At 72.1% G+C, this 16,303-nt stretch carries 13 protein-coding genes; 2 read left to right on the forward strand and 11 right to left on the reverse strand.

Annotation, left to right across the window (positions count from 1 at the left end):
• Window positions 1–315 precede the first annotated feature (315 nt).
• Window positions 316–2,340 (reverse strand): TIGR03960 family B12-binding radical SAM protein, encoded by a 2,025-nt coding sequence (locus Q1K33_RS18490; RefSeq protein WP_300406219.1) that lies wholly within the window; start codon window positions 2,338–2,340, stop codon window positions 316–318.
• Between the two features lie 52 nt (window positions 2,341–2,392).
• Window positions 2,393–4,069, reverse strand: a complete 1,677-nt coding sequence (locus tag Q1K33_RS18495) for an MDR family MFS transporter (RefSeq protein ID WP_300406220.1) — start codon at window positions 4,067–4,069, stop codon at window positions 2,393–2,395.
• 104 nt (window positions 4,070–4,173) lie between these two features.
• Between Q1K33_RS18495 and Q1K33_RS18500 the strand changes: the two genes are divergently transcribed.
• Window positions 4,174–5,418 (forward strand): PP2C family protein-serine/threonine phosphatase, encoded by a 1,245-nt coding sequence (locus Q1K33_RS18500; RefSeq protein WP_300406221.1) that lies wholly within the window; start codon window positions 4,174–4,176, stop codon window positions 5,416–5,418.
• A gap of 327 nt (window positions 5,419–5,745) precedes the next feature.
• Here the strand turns inward: Q1K33_RS18500 and rodA are convergent, their stop codons facing one another.
• The 9 genes from rodA to Q1K33_RS18545 form a co-directional block, all read right to left on the reverse strand.
• Window positions 5,746–6,921: a rod shape-determining protein RodA gene (gene rodA, locus Q1K33_RS18505; RefSeq protein WP_300406231.1), complete on the reverse strand. Its 1,176-nt coding sequence runs from the start codon at window positions 6,919–6,921 to the stop codon at window positions 5,746–5,748.
• Window positions 6,921–9,083, reverse strand: coding sequence for a penicillin-binding protein 2 (mrdA, locus tag Q1K33_RS18510; RefSeq protein WP_300406222.1), 2,163 nt, complete (start codon window positions 9,081–9,083; stop codon window positions 6,921–6,923). The genes rodA and mrdA overlap by 1 nt, the downstream gene beginning before the upstream one ends.
• 8 nt (window positions 9,084–9,091) lie before the next feature.
• Complete coding sequence (mreD, locus tag Q1K33_RS18515) at window positions 9,092–9,643, reverse strand: rod shape-determining protein MreD (RefSeq protein WP_300406223.1); 552 nt, start codon at window positions 9,641–9,643, stop codon at window positions 9,092–9,094.
• Window positions 9,640–10,590 (reverse strand): rod shape-determining protein MreC, encoded by a 951-nt coding sequence (gene mreC / locus Q1K33_RS18520; RefSeq protein WP_300406224.1) that lies wholly within the window; start codon window positions 10,588–10,590, stop codon window positions 9,640–9,642. The genes mreD and mreC overlap by 4 nt, the downstream gene beginning before the upstream one ends.
• Window positions 10,587–11,618 (reverse strand): rod shape-determining protein, encoded by a 1,032-nt coding sequence (locus tag Q1K33_RS18525; RefSeq protein WP_300406225.1) that lies wholly within the window; start codon window positions 11,616–11,618, stop codon window positions 10,587–10,589. The genes mreC and Q1K33_RS18525 overlap by 4 nt, the downstream gene beginning before the upstream one ends.
• Window positions 11,619–11,765: 147 nt before the next feature.
• Window positions 11,766–13,550, reverse strand: a complete 1,785-nt coding sequence (locus Q1K33_RS18530) for an alpha/beta hydrolase (RefSeq protein WP_300406226.1) — start codon at window positions 13,548–13,550, stop codon at window positions 11,766–11,768.
• Window positions 13,547–13,903, reverse strand: coding sequence for a hypothetical protein (locus Q1K33_RS18535; protein ID WP_300406227.1), 357 nt, complete (start codon window positions 13,901–13,903; stop codon window positions 13,547–13,549). Before Q1K33_RS18535 ends, Q1K33_RS18530 begins: the two co-directional genes overlap by 4 nt.
• 141 nt (window positions 13,904–14,044) lie before the next feature.
• Complete coding sequence (ndk, locus tag Q1K33_RS18540; RefSeq protein ID WP_300406228.1) at window positions 14,045–14,452, reverse strand: nucleoside-diphosphate kinase; 408 nt, start codon at window positions 14,450–14,452, stop codon at window positions 14,045–14,047.
• 5 nt (window positions 14,453–14,457) lie between these two features.
• A complete protein-coding gene (locus Q1K33_RS18545) occupies window positions 14,458–15,150 on the reverse strand; it encodes a pyridoxamine 5'-phosphate oxidase family protein (RefSeq protein ID WP_300406229.1) in 693 nt (230 codons plus the stop codon).
• Between the two features lie 68 nt (window positions 15,151–15,218).
• On the opposite strand from Q1K33_RS18545, the gene Q1K33_RS18550 reads away from it, so the two are divergent.
• Window positions 15,219–16,303: PLP-dependent aminotransferase family protein (locus tag Q1K33_RS18550; RefSeq protein ID WP_300406230.1), on the forward strand; the 1,085-nt coding region annotated here is incomplete at its 3' end.

Consider the following 16,303-nt stretch of genomic DNA (forward strand, 5'->3'; position numbering starts at 1 on the left):
CCGACGCTCACTCACCGCCTACGACCACTGACACCCCTTGGAATTTGTCATCTAGGCGTCGACCGCCTTCGGCAGGGTCGTGTGCCTGAGACCGGTCCATGCACCGGGCTGGGGCACACGACTCGCCCCGATCCGGCTCGGGCGCCACCCCGGCTGCGCCAGCCCGCCAGGGTCGTGTGCCTGAGACCGGTCCATGCACCGTGGTGAGGCACACGACCCGATGCCGTGGCGAGGAGGAGCGCGCCGTGAAGCGCCCAGATCCGCGCACGTCGCAGCTGACGTCCGGGGTCGACGCGACACTCGCCGATGAGCGGGTCAGACCACGCTGAGCGGCAGCAGCTTCTGTCCCGTGGGCCCGATCTGGATCTCGGTGCCCATCTCCGGGCAGACGCCGCAGTCGTAGCAGGGGGTCCAGCGGCAGTCCTCGACCTCGACGTCGGAGGATCCGTCGGCAACCGCCAGTGCGTCCTCCCAGTCGGCCCAGAGCCAGTCCTTGTCGAGGCCGGAGTCGAGGTGGTCCCAGGGCAGGACCTCGTCGTAGCCGCGCTCGCGGGTGGTGAACCAGGCGAGGTCGACGTCGGTGTCGGCCAGGGCGGTCTCGGCGGCCGCGATCCAGCGGTCGTAGGAGAAGTGCTCGCTCCACCCGTCGAATCGGCCGCCGTCGCGCCAGACCTGCTCGATGACGGCGCCGACGCGGCGGTCGCCACGCGAGAGGAGTCCCTCGATGATGCCGGGCTTGCCGTCGTGGTAGCGGAAGCCGATCGCGCGGGCGTACTTCTTGTCGGCTCGTACGACGTCGCGCAGCTGCTGCAGGCGGTCGTCGGTGGTCTCCACGTCGAGCTGGGAGGCCCACTGGAAGGGCGTATGCGGCTTGGGCACGAAGCCACCGATCGAGACGGTGCAGCGGATGTCGTTCTGACCGGTGACCTTGCGACCCTCGGCGATGACCCGCTTGGCGAGCGAGGCGATCTGCAGGACGTCCTCGTCGGTCTCGGTGGGCAGGCCGCACATGAAGTAGAGCTTCACCTGGCGCCAGCCGTGGGAGTAGGCCGCCGAGACGGTGTTGATCAGGTCTTCTTCGGTGACCATCTTGTTGATCACCTTGCGCATCCGCTCGCTGCCGCCCTCGGGAGCGAAGGTGAGGCCGGAGCGCCGGCCGTTGCGGGAGAACTCGTTGGCCAACGAGATGTTGAAGGCGTCGACACGGGTGCTGGGCAGGCTGAGGCTCACGTTGGAGTCCTCGTAGCGGTCGGCCAGACCCTTGGCCATGTCGCCGATCTCGGTGTGGTCGGCGCTGCTGAGGCTGAGCAGCCCGACCTCCTCGAAGCCGGACTTGCGGATGCCGTTCTCGACCATGGCGCCGATGGTCTCGATGGAGCGCTCGCGCACCGGGCGCGTGATCATCCCGGCCTGGCAGAAGCGGCAGCCCCGCGTGCAGCCGCGGAAGATCTCCACGCTGAACCGCTCGTGGACCGTCTCGGCCAGCGGCACGAGCGGCTTGGCCGGGTAGGGCCAGGCGTCGAGGTCCATCAGGGTGTGCTTGGTGACGCGGTGGGGGATCCCGGGGCGGTTGGGCGTGACGGCTGCGATGCCGCCGCCGGCCGCAGCGTCGCCGTACGAGACGTCGTAGAACTTCGGCACGTAGATGTTGCCGGTCACGGCCAGGCGCCGCAGCAGCTCGTCACGACCCGACTCCATCTCACCCGCGGGCCGGCCCTGCTGCTTCCACTCCCGGACGACGTCCGAGATCGCCAGCACGACCTCCTCGCCGTCGCCGAGGACGGCCGCGTCGAGGAAGTCGGCGACGGGCTCGGGATTGAACGCGGCGTGACCGCCGGCCAGGACGATCGGGTCCTCGTCGGTGCGGTCCGCGCTGTGCAGCGGGATCTGCGCCAGGTCGAGGGCGTTGAGCATGTTGGTGTAGCCGAGCTCGGTCGAGAAGCTCAGTCCGAAGACGTCGAAGTCCCGCACGGGCCGGTGTGCGTCGACGGTGAACTGCGGGATCGGGCCCTGGTCGTCACCGGTGCGCATCACCTGCTCCATGTCCGGCCACACCGAGTAGGTGCGCTCGGCGACGATCCAGTCGCGCTCGTTGAGCACCTCGTAGAGGATCGCGACGCCCTGGTTGGGGAGGCCGACCTCGTAGGCGTCGGGGTACATCAGCGCCCATCTCACGGTCTGTCCGGGCTCGCCGTGCTCACTGTCGCCTGCCTGCTGGCCGCAGTCCCAGTCCTTGACGGTGGAGTTGAGCTCGCCGCCGACGTACTGGATCGGCTTGGAGATCGTCGGGAGGTGCGGCTCGAGGCGGGGGAAGACACTGGCAGACGTGGAGCTGGGCATGAGCGCCAGTCTACGAGCCGGTCCAGCCCGGCTCCGATTCGCCAGCGCGGGCTCAGTCCTGCTCGGCCGCGGGGGCAGTCGCGCGCGCCGCCGCCGAGGCCGAGGTCGCCCGGAGCTCGACCGTCGGCATCAGCAGCAGGATCAGGAAGGCGACCAGGCCCGCTCCGGCCGCCAGCAGGAAGACCCGGTCCATCGACTCGGCGAAGCCGGCCTTGAACGGGTGGGCGAGGACCGGGTCGAGCTCCTCGATGATCGAGGAGTCGTCCTGGACCGACTGGATGACCTCGGGGTCGCCGGCGACCACGCGGGCGTCCGGCGAGTCGGGGTCCTTCGAGGCCGCGGCTGCGGCGGCCTGGAAGGCAGGCGTCTGCGACTCCTCGGCGAAGGCGGTGGAGATGTTGCCACCCACCGTCCCGAAGAGGACCGACAGGAAGACGGCCACGCCGATGGTGCCGCCGATCTGGCGGAAGAAGGTCGCCGAGCTGGTGGCCACCCCGATGTCGCGCGGGGGTACGGCGCTCTGCATCGTCAGCAGCAGCGGCTGCATGCACTGACCCAGACCGAGCCCCAACAACAGCATCGCCAGCGACACCCACACCAGCGCCGTGTCGGCGGTGGTCAGGGACAGCAGGAGGAGGGAGACGGTGATGAAGACCGAGCCCACGATGGGGAAGGTGCGGACCCGGCCCGTGCGCGAGATCACCCGGCCCGAGCCGATCGAGGCGATCATCATCCCGGCCACCATCGGCAGCATGAGCAGACCGGACTCGGTCGGTGAGGCCCCGTGCACGATCTGCATGTAGAGCGGCAGCAGCATGATGCCGCCGAACATCGCGACGCCGACGACCACGCTCGCCGCGATCGTCACCACCGCGGCGCGGATCTTGAAGAGCTTGGGCGGGATCAGGGCCGCATCGCCCATCGCCCGCTCGGCGACGACGAACGCCACGAAGCCGATCGCGCCGACGACGTAGCACGCCAGCGACCGGGGATCGGTCCAGCCCCACTCGCGGCCCTGCTCGGCGACGGTCAGGACCGGCACCAGCATCGTGACGAGCGCGGCGGCGCCGTACCAGTCGATGCGTACGTCGCGCGCGGGCGCCGCGTGCACGTGCAGGGTCCGGAAGACGACCACCAGCGCGGCGATGCCGATCGGCACGTTGACCAGGAAGACCCAGCGCCAGCCGGTGAGCCCCATGATGTCGGAGCGACCGGCGAAGAACCCGCCCACCAGCGGCCCGAGGACGCTCGAGGTGCCGAAGACGGCCATGAAGTAGCCGGTGTACTTGGCTCGCTCCCTGGGGGAGACGATGTCGCCGATGATCGCCAGCACCAGCGTGAACAGGCCACCCGCACCGAGACCCTGGAAGGCGCGGAACGCCGCCAGCTGGGGCATCGAGGTGGCGAAGGAGCACAGCGCGGAGCCGGCGATGAAGACGGTGATCGCGAACATGAACAGCTTCTTGCGCCCGTAGAGGTCGCCGAGCTTGCCGTAGATCGGCGTCGTGATGGTCGCGGTGATCAGGTAGGCGGTGGTGACCCACGCCTGGATCGAGAGCCCGTCGAGGTCGTCGGCGATGGTGCGGATCGACGTGCTGACGATGGTCTGGTCCAGCGCGCCGAGGAACATCCCCAGCATGAGGCCGGAGAGGATCGTCAGGATCTGGGCGTGGGAGTACTCGCCGGAGGGGGTCTCCGAGTCGGGGTCGGGGCGCGGCGTGGTTGTCATCGGCAACCATCCTAGGTCGTGGACGGCACGTCGCGGCAATCCGCCAGCGGGTGATCCCCGCGGGTTCTGCGTCAAGGGCGGAACCTGTGATGAACAATGAGCCGGTGACGCCCTCCCCCCACGGTCCGGCCGAGCGCGCCGACCTGGTCGCGTCGCTCGTCCGACGCCTCGACGACTGCCGCCCCTCCGACGTGGCGGACGTGGCCATCGAGGAGCTGCAGCGGGTGCTGGGGGCACGCGACGTCGTGCTCTACCTCGTCGACCTCGAGGAGACCGACCTGCACGGCGAGGTGTCACGGCACTCCCCGCGCCGACCGGTGCTCCCGATCGCGGGCAACCCGGTCGGCGACTGCTACGTCTCGGGCACCGCCACGACCGGCGAGGGCCCGACGACGGGCGACATCACCCTGCGCGCACCGGTCAGCCACGGCTTCCAGCGCCTCGGGGTCCTGGAGCTCGTCGTGGCTGCCTCGGCCGACGAGAAGGACGACGCCCGCCTGACCACGGTCGCCGAGGGCGCCCGCACGATCGCCCAGGCGGTGCTGACCAAGAGCCACTTCGGCGACGCCCTCCACCAGTCGCGCCGCACCCAGGAGATGAGCCTGGGCGCCGAGCTGCTGGAGTCCCTGCTGCCCCCGTCGACGCACTCCACCCAGGAGGTCGTCGTCGCCACGCTGCTCGAGCCGGGCTACTCCACCGGCGGCGACGCCTACGACTACGCCGTCAACGGCGACACCACCCACCTCGCCGTCCTCGACGCGATGGGACACGGCTTCGATGCCGCCCTGACCTCCACGGTGGCCATCACGGCCTACCGCAACTCACGGCGCGGCGACCAGCACCTGGTGGCGACCTACCAGGCGATGGAGTCGGCGGTCGCGGACTTCGGTCGCGGAGAGCGCTTCGTGACCGCGATCCTCGCCGAGCTCGACACCACGACCGGCCGCCTTTCGTGGGTCAGCGCCGGCCACCCCCCTCCCCTGCTCGTGCGGGCCGACGCGATCGACGACTCGCTCGCGATGGAGCCGATGCCCCCGCTCGGCACCGGCCTCGGGTCCGGGGCCCCGACCGTCTGCGAGGAGTACCTCGAGCCGGGCGACATCCTGGTCTTCTACACCGACGGCCTGACCGAGGCCCGCGACCTCGACAGCACCCTGCTCGGGGTCGACGGGCTGGTCGACCTGATCCGGCGCGGCACCGCCGAGGGCCGCTCGCTGCCCGAGCTGGTCCGCGCGCTCCGCAACCAGCTGGTCGACCGCGACGATGCCTGGGTCAGCGACGACGCCACAGCGATGTGCGTGCAGTGGCGGGGCGGCCGGTTGGCCGACACGGCCGACGACGTGCCGTGAGTCACCCGGGGCCCTGCCCGGTGAGGAGTCGAGGATCGCCGGGAGGTCGCTCGTCGCGCCACGGCGGACCGGTGCTGGGCAGCGGCAGGTCCGAGCGTCCGTGCGGCCGGGTCGCGACGCTGCAGGCGCCGCACCTGCGCGGAGTCCAGCGAGGGGACGCAGTGACGCAGGTAGCCGGCCGAGTCCCGGACCCCACGAGGTCCTGCCGGCTGGACGGCCGACGACTCCAGCCGGGCCACCTCGGGGTCGTCCGCCGGACCCGGACATCGTAGGCATTCAGCGTCCACCCGCAGCGCATCAACAGCTGCGCGGCGACGGGCTGCCGGGTCAGGCGCGGACCAGGACCCGCTTGGCCGGCTGCATCCGCGCGGCCGGAGCGACCGCGGCCCTCCGCGAGATGTTCAGCAGCAGGCCCACGGCGAGCATCCCGGCGAACATCGAGCTGCCGCCGTACGACACGAACGGGAGGGGCACGCCGGTGACCGGCATGATGCCGAGGCACATGCCGATGTTCTGGAAGGCCTGGAACCCGAACCAGCAGGCGATCCCGGCGGCGGCCACGCGGCCGAAGACGTCGTCGGTGCGGACCGCGATCGTCAGGGCGCGCCACAGCACGATGCCGAGCAGGGCGATGATCAGCGCCGAGCCGACCAGGCCCAACTCCTCACCGGCGACGGTGAAGACGAAGTCGGTGTGCTGCTCGGGGACGAAGCCCGACCGGGTCTGGGAGCCGTGGAGCAGCCCGTTGCCGAACCAGCCGCCGTTGCCGACCGCGATCCGGGACTGCTCGACGTTGTAGCCGGCCCCGAGGGGGTCGCGATCCGGGTCGGTGAACGCCAGGAACCGGTCGACCTGGTACTGCTTGAGGACGCCGGCTCGGATGGCGGTCACCGCGGCCGCCACCGCGGAGACCGCGACCACGGCCAGCCAGCGACGGGGCGCCCCGGCGGCCGCGAGGACCCCGAAGACCGTGGCGGCCAGCACCAGCATCGTGCCGAGGTCGGGCTGCATCAGGATCAGGGCGGTCGGCACCGCGGCGATGGCCAGCATCGCGATGACGTCGACGCTGCCCACGCGCGGTCGCCAGCGACCCTCGGCGCGCTCGGCGACGACCAGGGCCATGCCGATCACCACGGCCAGCTTGGCGAACTCCGAGGGTTGGATCGACAGGCCGCCCAGCATCAACCACGAGCGGGAGCCGTTGATGACGGTGCCCATCGTGAGGACCAGGACCAGTCCGCCGATCGAGGCCAGGTAGACCAGGGGCGCCACGATCCGGACCCACCGGTGGTCGGTCGCCAGGACCAGGATCAGCAGGGCCAGGCCGAGGGCGACGTTGACGATCTGCTTCTCCAGGAACGCCCGCGGGTCGCCGCCGGTCAGGTCGCTGCGCGCACTCGTCGCCGACCACACGAGCAGGCAGCCGAGCACGCTGAGCGCGAGGACCGAGAGGAGCAGGAGCCAGTCCATGCCGGGGCGTCGGGTCAGGGCCGAGGTCTGCATCACGAACCACTCTCCTTCTCGCGCTCACGCGGCGCCGGCGGCAGGATCGAGCCGTTGCGCTGGAAGACGGGTAGCCGGTCGGGCAACGTCGTACCGGGGATCGCGGCCTTGGCCGGGAGCACGTCCTCACCCTCGATGCCGTAGAGCGCCTCCCAGATCGCGCGGACGGCGGGCCCGGACGTGCCGGAGCCGGTGCCGCCCTGGCTGACCATCATCACCACGACGTAGTCGTCGGAGTACGACGCGACCCACGAGGTCGACTGCTTGCCGTAGACCTCGGCGGAGCCGGTCTTGGACCGGATCGCCACCTCGTCGAGCGGGAAGCCACCGAGGCGCCACGACATCGTGCCCTGACGGCTCACGCCCTTGAGCGCCTCGTCGATGTAGCCGCCGATGCCCGGGGGCAGGTCGACGGTGCCGCTGACCTTGGGCTTGATCCGCCGGATGACGGTGCCGTCGGCGGCGACGATCGCCGTACCGATGCGGGGCTCGTAGAGGGTCCCGCCGTTCGCGATGGCCGCGTAGCCCCGTGCGAGCTGGAGCGGCGTGACGATCGTGTCGCCCTGCCCGATCGCGAAGTTGACCGCATCGCCGGCGCGGTAGGCGAAGCCCTCCACGCAGAACTCGCCGGCGAACTTGTAGACGAAGTCGGACAGGTCCCGGTTTGCCGGGGCGTCGCGCGGCTCGTCGGCGATGCCGCAGTAGTAGTCCTTCTGCGACTCGAAGTAGTCGCGCTTCCACTGGCGGTCGGCGATCCGGCCGGAGGCCTCACCGGGCAGGTCGACCCCGGTCTCGGCCCCGAAGCCGAACTCCTGGGCCTCCTCCACGAGCGGGTCGCGGGCATCCACGTCGGCGACGTCGCTGCCGAAGCGCTGCCAGTAGTCGAGCCCGATCCGGTAGAAGAAGGTGTTGCAGCTGACCTCGAGCGCCTTGTCGAAGCCGATGTAGCCGTAGGCGCCGGACTCGTAGTTCTTGAAGGCGCGATTGCCGACCTGCACCGAGGACGAGCAGTCGAGCCGGGTGTCGGTGCCGTAGCCGTTGGTCAGCGCGCCGGCGGTCATGAACGGCTTCCAGGTCGAACCCGGTGCGAACTGACCTTGCGTGGCCCGGCCCAGGAGCGGCAGACCCGCCTCCTCGGAGTAGAGCTCGGCGAGCTCGTTCTTCGAGATGCCGCCCACCCAGACCGAAGGGTCGTACGTCGGTTGGCTGGCCATCGCGACCACGCGGCCGGTGTCGGCCTCCAGCACGACGGCGGCGCCGGCATCCGCGACGTAGTTGCGGCCCGTGACCGAGTCCCGGGTCCGGCGCGCGGTGGCGATCGTCTCAGCGAGCTGCTTCTCGACGGTGGCCTGCACCTTGGCGTCGAGCGACGTCACCAGGGTGTCGCCGGGCTGGGCCTCCACCTCCCCCTCGTCGCCGATGACGCGGCCCATCGAGTCGACCGAGACCTCGCGGTAGCCGGGCATCCCGCGCAACCAGGCGTCGTACTGCTGCTCCAGGCCCGCCCGACCGACGGTGGAGGCGCCGTTGACGGAGCGGTCGCCGTCGGACTCCGCCTGGTCGAGCTCGTCGGAGGTGATCGGGCTCAGGTAGCCGAGCAGGTGGGCGGCGTTGATGCCGAAGGGCTCGGGGTAGTCGCGCACGCTCTGCTGCTCCACGATCACGCCCGGATAGTCCTCGGGCTCCTCGCGGATGCGCTGGGCCTGGGCCTGGTCGAGGTCGAAGGCGATCGGGACGGGCTGGTAGGGCGAGCCGTTCCAGCACACGCCGGCCTGGGATCCCTCCTCGCCGCAGGAGACCAGGCGCTTGTCGATGCGTGTGGGGCGTACGTCCACGACGTCGGCGACCCGGTCGACCAGCTTGTCGCGCTTGCGCTCGCTGAACTTGCCGAGGAGCGTCCGGTCGAGCGAGACCACCCACGACAACCGGTTGGCGACGAGCGGTCGGCCCTGGTCGTCGACGATCAGTCCTCGGGAGGGTTGCAGCACGATCTCGCGCACGGACTGCGCTGCGGCGCGGCCCTGGTACTCGTCGCCGGCGACGACCTGGAGGTAGTAGAGGCGCACCAGGAGGGTGGCGAACAGCGAGAAGACCAGCGCCTGGATCACCAGGATGCGCAGGCGACCGGTGGACCCGCCGCCACCGGCCCCGCCAGGGCTCACGAGTCCCCTCATCGGCGTGCGAGTCGATCGGTCTGGGTCCGGTGGCGCACGCGGCGGACCGGTGCGATGACGAGCGCCGCGAGCAGCGCCGCGAACAGGACGTCCCAGACCACGGCGACGAACACGACGCCGAGCTGGTCGGGGATGCTCGCCGCGGAGTCCTGCAGGACCAACCCGCTCAGCGCGAAGACCGAGGAGCCCAGGAAGGAGCAGGCCGCGACCGTCGCCAGACACACCCCCACCGAGGGCGCCGCCTCACGGCGTACCTGACCGGCGACGTAGCCGACCAGCATCAGGGCCAGGGCCCAGCGACCCGCGACGTGGTCGGCGGGCGGAGCCAGGTCGAGCAGGGCACCGGCGAAGAAGCCGAGCACCATGGCGTGGTGGGAGCCTCGGGCGAGTCCGGCGGCCACCACGACCAGGAGGACCAGGTCGGGGACCACACCACGCCAGGCCAGGTGCGGGAAGACGGTGGTCTGCAGCACGAGTGCGGCCACGACGGCGGCCGCGACGAGGACGAGCCGGGCCGGTGAGCTGCCGCGGACGGAGGGGTCACTCATCGCAGGCTCCCGTCGGCCTCGACGACGGCTCGGTCGCTGCGCGTGCCGGAGGGGACGACGACGCCGACGAGGTCCAGCTCGGAGAAGTCGACGAACGGGTCGATCACCGCGCGCTGCGAGGACTCACGCAGGCTGGAGTAGACCGAGACGACCTCCCCGATGGGGACCCCGGCGACGTACGGTCCGCTGGGCTCGCCCTCGCTACCGATGCTCCCCCAGGTGACGACGGTGTCGCCCTTCGAGGGGACCAGGCGCTGGTCGAGCAGTTCGAGGTCCAGACGGGCGGCCCCACCGATCACGCCTCGCCCCTGCAGGAAGCCCAGCTCCATGCTCTCGCCGATCCGGCCGCCGACGGTGGAGTCGGCGTCGACGAGGAGCAGCACGGTCGCCGAGGTGCGCGTCACGCGCAGGATGCGGCCGACCAGGCCGTCGTTGTTGACCACGGTCATGTCCGGGGCCAGCCCGGAGGCGGAGCCGGCGTCGATGGTGACGGTGTTGCTGAAGGTCTGCGACGAGCCGAGGCCGACGACGCGGGCCGGGAGCAGCGCGTAGCCGAGGCTCTCCGCGGCGCTGGTCAGGCCCTCGAGCTCGGCGAGCTTGTTGCGCCGGTAGTCGGAGGTGCGGACCTCGGTGCGCAGCCCGGCGTTCTCGGCCTCGAGGGAGGCCAGCTCGGCGCGCATCTCCTCGCGGCTGCGGAAGAAGTCGGGCAGCTCGACGACCGGTCGGATGGCCGCGGAGACCCCCGACTGAGCCGGTCCGACGATCTCTCCGACGGCGCGCCTGGCCGGATCGATCACCGAGTCGTCGCCGCGGTCGAGCAGCATGAGGCTGACGCAGGCGAGCACCAGCGCGACCACCAGGGCGCGGGGCGGGTGGCCGTCGCCGGCACCGTCGTGATCGTGGCGTCGTACGGCGCCGAGTGGTCGGCGGGAGCGGGAGAGCCTCATCGGTAGCGCCTCGTGTCGGCCACGAGGACCTGCTTGAGGGCGTCGAACTGCTCCACGCACGTCCCGGCGCCCAGGGCGACCGAGGTGAGCGGCTCGTCGGCCACGTGCACGGGCATGCCCGTCTCGTGGCGCAGGCGTTCGTCGAGGCCACGGATGAGCGCGCCGCCACCTGTCAGCACGATGCCGCGGTCCATGATGTCGCCGGCGAGCTCGGGCGGCGTCTGGTCGAGGGTCACCCGGACCGCGTCGACGATCGCGTGCAGCGGCTCCTCGATGGCCTGGCGGATCTCGGTCGCCGGCACGCTCACGGTCCGGGGCAGGCCCGAGACGAGGTCGCGCCCACGGATCTCGCCGACGGGCTCACCGGTGGACGGGAAGGCGGAAGCAAGGGTCATCTTGACCTCCTCGGCGGTGCGCTCCCCCAGCATCAGGGAGTGCTCCTTCTTCATCCAGCTCACGATGGCGGCATCGATCTCGTCGCCCGCCGTACGCACGCTGAGCGAGGTGACGATCCCGCCGAGCGAGATCACCGCGACCTCGGTCGTGCCCCCGCCGACGTCGACCACCATGTTGCCGGTGGGTTCGTGGACGGGCAGTCCGGCGCCGATCGCGGCCGCCATCGGCTCCTCGATGATGAAGACCTGGCGGGCGCCCGCCTGGTAGCCCGCCTCCTTGACCGCTCGCTGCTCGACCGCCGTGATCCCGCTCGGCACGCAGATCACCATCCGCGGCTTGGCGAAGTAGCGGCGGCGGTGGACCTGCTGGATGAAGTAGCGCAGCATCTGCTCGGTCGCCTCGAAGTCGGCGATGACGCCGTCCTTGAGCGGTCGCAGCGCGGTGATGCTGTCGGGGGTCCGACCGATCATCCGCTTGGCCTCGTGCCCGACCGCCAGCACCTCGCCGGTGGCGTCGTTGAGCGTGACGACGCTCGGCTCGTCGAGCACGACACCCTTGCCGCGGACGTAGACCAACGTGTTGGCAGTGCCGAGATCGACGGCCATGTCGCGGCCGATGATGCTGTTCGCCATTGCGCGCGCGCCTCACTGCTCACGCGCATTAACCGGGGAAGGTGGGGCCGCGAGCGCGTGATTCCGCGGGTCCCGGTAGCGAGCGTAGGAAGATGCAGCCGGATTTCGGCGCAGGCACGCCGCGCCCGTCGTGTCGGCTCACCAGGATCATGCGGCGAGACCCGGTTCGGGCCGCGGGATCCGGCCGGACTCCGGGTCCATGGGCGGGCCCCACCAGGGATCGGTCACCCCCGGCGCCTGGTCCACGAGTCCGTACTGGCCCGTCACGATGTGGGCGAGGTTGTCGAGGGACTCCGAGCCGTCCTCGAAGTAGCTCGAGTGCGCGTCGGAGTCGGAGCCGCTCGCCGACTCGGCCTGGAACCGGATCGCGCCGAAGTCGTCCTCCGCCGGGTCGTTGCCGAGCCCGATGCCACCGAGGAGCCCCAGGTCGATCGAGCCCTGGTCGGCCAGGTCGGGTACGACGTCGTGGCTGTTCGCTCCCGCCCAGACGTGCTGCGACGACATGCCGAGGTCGGCGGGGCCGTCGACCCCGCCGCCGACGCCCGGACTGCCGACGAAGACCAGGTCGTCGGCCGCGAGTCCCTGGTCGTGGGCGGCGTGCCCCGCGGTGGTGGAGCCGTAGCTGTGCCCGATCACGGTGACGTGCGCGGGGTCGCCCGCCCGGGAGGCTCTGAGGCCGTCGACCGCCTGGGCGAGCGCGGCACCGCCTCGTTCGGCGAGGTCCTCCCGGACCACGCCGGCGGCGTCTGCCGACAGCCCGTCGCGGACGGGGAAGTTGTCCGGTGCGTCGTAGCCGATCCAGGCGATCGAGGCGTGCGACGCACCCGGGTCGGCGTCCCGCGCAGCCTCGTAGACGGACGTGGCGTGCTCGGTCAGGCCGGGGATGTCGGCTCCGTCCGTGCCCAGGCCGGGCACCAGGACGGAGACGTCGTCGGCGGTGTCGGGGTCCCCGACGCTGACCGCGACGGCGCCGTCGCCGCCGAAGGCCGCCGGGTCGTAGACCAGCAGCCTGACCGGGACCGGCTCACCGGTCCGCGGGTCACGGGCCTGCTCGGCCTCGTCGCGCGCAGCGGCGGCTGCCTCGGCGTTGCGCAGCACCGCCTTCTCGCGCTCGGTGAGGTCGCCGCGCTCCCGCAGGGATCTGAGCCCCGCCAGGTCGCGCTCGAGCCGCACCTCGTTGGCCCGGTGGCGCACCCGCGCCGGGAGCCCGTCGCGGTTGCCGAGCACCCCCGGCGCGGCCACCAGGAGCGCGGCTCGCTCGGCCGGGGAGAGCGAGCGCCACCAGGCGAGGGCGTCGCCGGGCGAGCTGCCCGCCGGGGGCAGGGCGCGCAGGGCTCCGTCGGCCGGGTCCGGCACCCCGTCGAAGCGGTCGCGGACCTGGCGCATCGAGTGGAACCTCTCGAACGCGGCGACCATCGCCTGCTCCTCCTCGAACAGCCGGTGCAACCAGCGATGTCGGTCGCGCTCGTAGTCGGCGATGCTCGCGCTCAGCGCCGCCGACCTGGCGTGGAGGACCGGTCCGAGCGCCGGCAGGCCGGCCGGGGTGGCGCGGGCGACGTCGCGCCGGAGCACCTCGATCCCGCCGGCCAGCGAGGTGCTCGTCGCGACGAGGTCGGCGTGGAGGACGTCGAGGTGGGCGAGGGTCTCGGCGTGTTCCTCGACGCGCGCCGCCACGCGGCGCAAGGCCAGCGACATGGCATCGGCGCGCCTGCCCAGCCCACGGGTCTCGCGCCGGCAGACGTCGGCGCTGCCGCCGACCCAGTCGTCCAGCCGGGCGGGACCCGACGTGAAGGTGCCGAGGTCGTCGAGCCGGGCGCAGACCGCTCGCAGGGAGACGCAACAGTCATGGACGAGCCCACTGCGAGCGGCGTACGCCGGCATCGCGCTGGGTGGCTCCGGGAGCGGCACGACACCGCCCTGCGGGGCGGTCATCGCAGCTCCTCCACGAAGCCGAGCAGCGCCCATCCCCGGGCGGCGCTCTCCCGGTCGCCGTCCAGCCAGTCGGTGATCGCCGCACGCATCGCGTCGGCCTGCACCTCGCAGCTCAGGGCGATCGCGGCCGTGTGAGTGTGCCAGGCCTCGAGGAAGGCCGTCGCCGCGTGCGCGACCGGAGGGGTGAACCCCGCTGTCGAGGCCTCGGCGACCTGCGCGGAGGCAGCCCGGAGGTCGACGTGCTGCTCGTCCCACTCCCGCGAGGCACGTCCCACGGAGGTGGGGACCATGGCCATCTCGGGAGCCGAGGACGTCGTGGGTGGACTGGCGGTGCCGGGCGGGTCGGTGTGCATGGACCGACCGTGCCCGGGCCGGGCCGGCCCCGACACCGCCGCGGTGGACGCCTGTGCAGGAACGTCGTCCACCGGCCCCTGTGGGCGACTCGTGGCCCGGTTCAGCCAGGCGTCACCGTGACCGATGTGCGGCGGGGGCGGTCAGAGCCCCGGGAACCACAGCCCGATCTCGCGCGCCGACGACTCCTCGGAGTCGGAGGCGTGGACGAGGTTCTCGCGGTTGGACAGCGACAGGTCGCCGCGGATCGTGCCGGGGGCCGCCTTGCGTCCGTCGGTCGCACCGTTGATCGCCCGCACGACGTCGATCGCCTCGTCGCCCTCCAGCACCAGGGCCACCAACGGTCCGCTGGTGGCGAAGGCGCGCAGCGGCGGGTAGAAGTCGCGCTCGACGTGCTCGGCGTAGTGGGCATCGGCCATCTCGCCGTCGATGGTGCGGTGCTGCATCGCGACGATCGAGAGCCCCTTGGCCTCGAAGCGGGACAGCACCTCCCCGACGAGTCCCCGACGGACGGTGTCGGGCTTGAGCAGGACGAGGGTGCGCTGGGTCATGGCGCTCAGCCTATTGCGTCGGACAGCCCCGCCGCCCGGGCGGTCACGTCCGCCGGCACGTGGTCGTGGGAGTCGTCGGCGGACAGCGGCGCGCCGGCGACCCGCCGTACGGGGATGACGCCGGCCCAGGCTCCAGCCGCGACGTCCTCGGGCTCGTCCACCGGGTCGCCGTCGCGCTGCTTCATCGACGCCTCCCGCAGCGCCACGGCGAGCACCGAGGTCGCCGCGAGCTCCTTGCGGGTGGGCTCGCGCAGGGTCGCGGCGCGACCGGGGACCATGTGGTCGACCGTCAGCGCCAGCGCGTGCGACTTCTCCGAGGGGTCGTCGACCAGGCGAGCCGCGCCGATGACGACGGCGGAGCGGTAGTTCATCGAGTGGTGGAAGCCGGAGCGCGCCGCGACCAGACCGTCGAGCTCGGTGACGGTGACGCACACCGTGGTGGTGCTCGAGGCCGTGAGCCAGCGAGCCGCCACGGAGCCGTGGATGTAGAGCGTGCCGCCGTCGTCCGGGCCGTCCGGGTCCACGGCGAAGGCCACGGGCAGGACGACGGGGTGGTCTCCCACGTCGACGCCGAGGTGGGCGATCAGCGCCACGTCGAGCAGGGCGTGCAGCGCGGCCCGGTCGTCGAGGGCGCGGTTGCTGCCACGGCGCACCGTGGTGCGCTCGGTCGGCGAGAGGGGCGGGGCGGGTGTGGACATGCGGCGAGCCTGACAGCAAACTGGCCTGCACCAGCAGGCCACAAGCCATCCAGTCGAGCAGGACACTCATGCCCACTCTCCCGGTCCGGCTCGACCGTGACAGCCCCGTCCCCCTGGGTCGCCAGCTCTCCGAGCGGATCCGCGGGCTCGTCCAGGACGGCACGTTCACCCGCGGGGTCCGGCTCCCGAGCTCGCGGGCCCTGGCCGCCGACCTGGGCGTGTCCCGCTCGGTCACCGAGCAGGCCTACGAGCAGCTGGTGGCCGAGGGGTGGCTCGAGGCGCGCCGCGGCTCCGGCACGTACGTCGGCTCGGAGGCCGCACCCGTGGCGCGACCTCGGCGGCTGGCCGCCCCCGCGTCGACAGCGTCCCGGATCCGCCTCGACACGGGCACCCCGTGGATCGACCCCCGGCACCGAGCCGGGTGGCGTCGCGCCTGGCGTGAGGTCTCGGCCGCCACCCCACCGCGCGGGTACGACGACCCACGCGGCCTGCTCGCCCTGCGCACGGCGCTCGCCGAGCGCCTCACCCGCACCCGTGGAGTCCCGTGCGAGCCCGACGAGGTGCTGATCACCGCAGGCACCACCGACGGGTTGCGGCACCTCCTCGACGCACTCCCGCCGGGTCCGGTCGCGGTGGAGGATCCCGGCTACCGGGCGGCGGCGGAGACCGTGCGCTCCTGCCACCGCGAGGTGCACGACGTACCGGCCGCGCAGGCTCTGACGTCGCTGGTGGGCCTCGCGGCCGCCTACGTCACGCCCGCACACCAGCACCCGCTGGGTCAGGTGATGCCGGCCGACCACCGCCTCGGGCTGCTGGCCGGCGCGCGAGCGGCGGGAGCGGTGGTGGTCGAGGACGACTACGACTCCGAGTTCCGCTACGACGTCGCCCCGGTGCCGGCGTTGGCCTCCCTCGATCGAGACCTGGTCGCGTACCTCGGCACCGCCTCCAAGTCGGTGGCGCCATCGCTCCGCCTCGGGTGGCTCGTCGCGCCGGCACCGCTGCTGGACACGATCTGTCGCGCGCGTGAGGTCCGGCACGACGGCGTCGCCTGGCCCGTCCAGCGGGCCTTCCTCGCGCTGCTGCGCGACGGGTACGTCGACCAGGTCGTCCGCTCCGCCCGTCGGGTGTACGCCGACCGGGCGCCGCGCGTCGC

This window comes from Nocardioides sp. (assembly GCF_029937575.1).
In the GTDB taxonomy this organism is placed as follows: domain Bacteria; phylum Actinomycetota; class Actinomycetes; order Propionibacteriales; family Nocardioidaceae; genus Nocardioides.

Excerpts from the sequence above, each read along its gene's own strand:
- Q1K33_RS18490 (WP_300406219.1), bottom strand. The coding sequence starts at position 2,340 with ATGCCCAGCTCCACGTCTGCCAGTGTCTTCCCCCGCCTCGAGCCGCAC.
- Q1K33_RS18495 (WP_300406220.1), bottom strand. The coding sequence starts at position 4,069 with ATGACAACCACGCCGCGCCCCGACCCCGACTCGGAGACCCCCTCCGGC.
- rodA (WP_300406231.1), bottom strand. The coding sequence starts at position 6,921 with ATGCAGACCTCGGCCCTGACCCGACGCCCCGGCATGGACTGGCTCCTG.
- mreD (WP_300406223.1), bottom strand. The coding sequence starts at position 9,643 with ATGAGTGACCCCTCCGTCCGCGGCAGCTCACCGGCCCGGCTCGTCCTC.
- mreC (WP_300406224.1), bottom strand. The coding sequence starts at position 10,590 with ATGAGGCTCTCCCGCTCCCGCCGACCACTCGGCGCCGTACGACGCCAC.
- Q1K33_RS18525 (WP_300406225.1), bottom strand. The coding sequence starts at position 11,618 with ATGGCGAACAGCATCATCGGCCGCGACATGGCCGTCGATCTCGGCACT.
- Q1K33_RS18530 (WP_300406226.1), bottom strand. The coding sequence starts at position 13,550 with ATGACCGCCCCGCAGGGCGGTGTCGTGCCGCTCCCGGAGCCACCCAGC.
- Q1K33_RS18535 (WP_300406227.1), bottom strand. The coding sequence starts at position 13,903 with ATGCACACCGACCCGCCCGGCACCGCCAGTCCACCCACGACGTCCTCG.
- ndk (WP_300406228.1), bottom strand. The coding sequence starts at position 14,452 with ATGACCCAGCGCACCCTCGTCCTGCTCAAGCCCGACACCGTCCGTCGG.
- Q1K33_RS18545 (WP_300406229.1), bottom strand. The coding sequence starts at position 15,150 with ATGTCCACACCCGCCCCGCCCCTCTCGCCGACCGAGCGCACCACGGTG.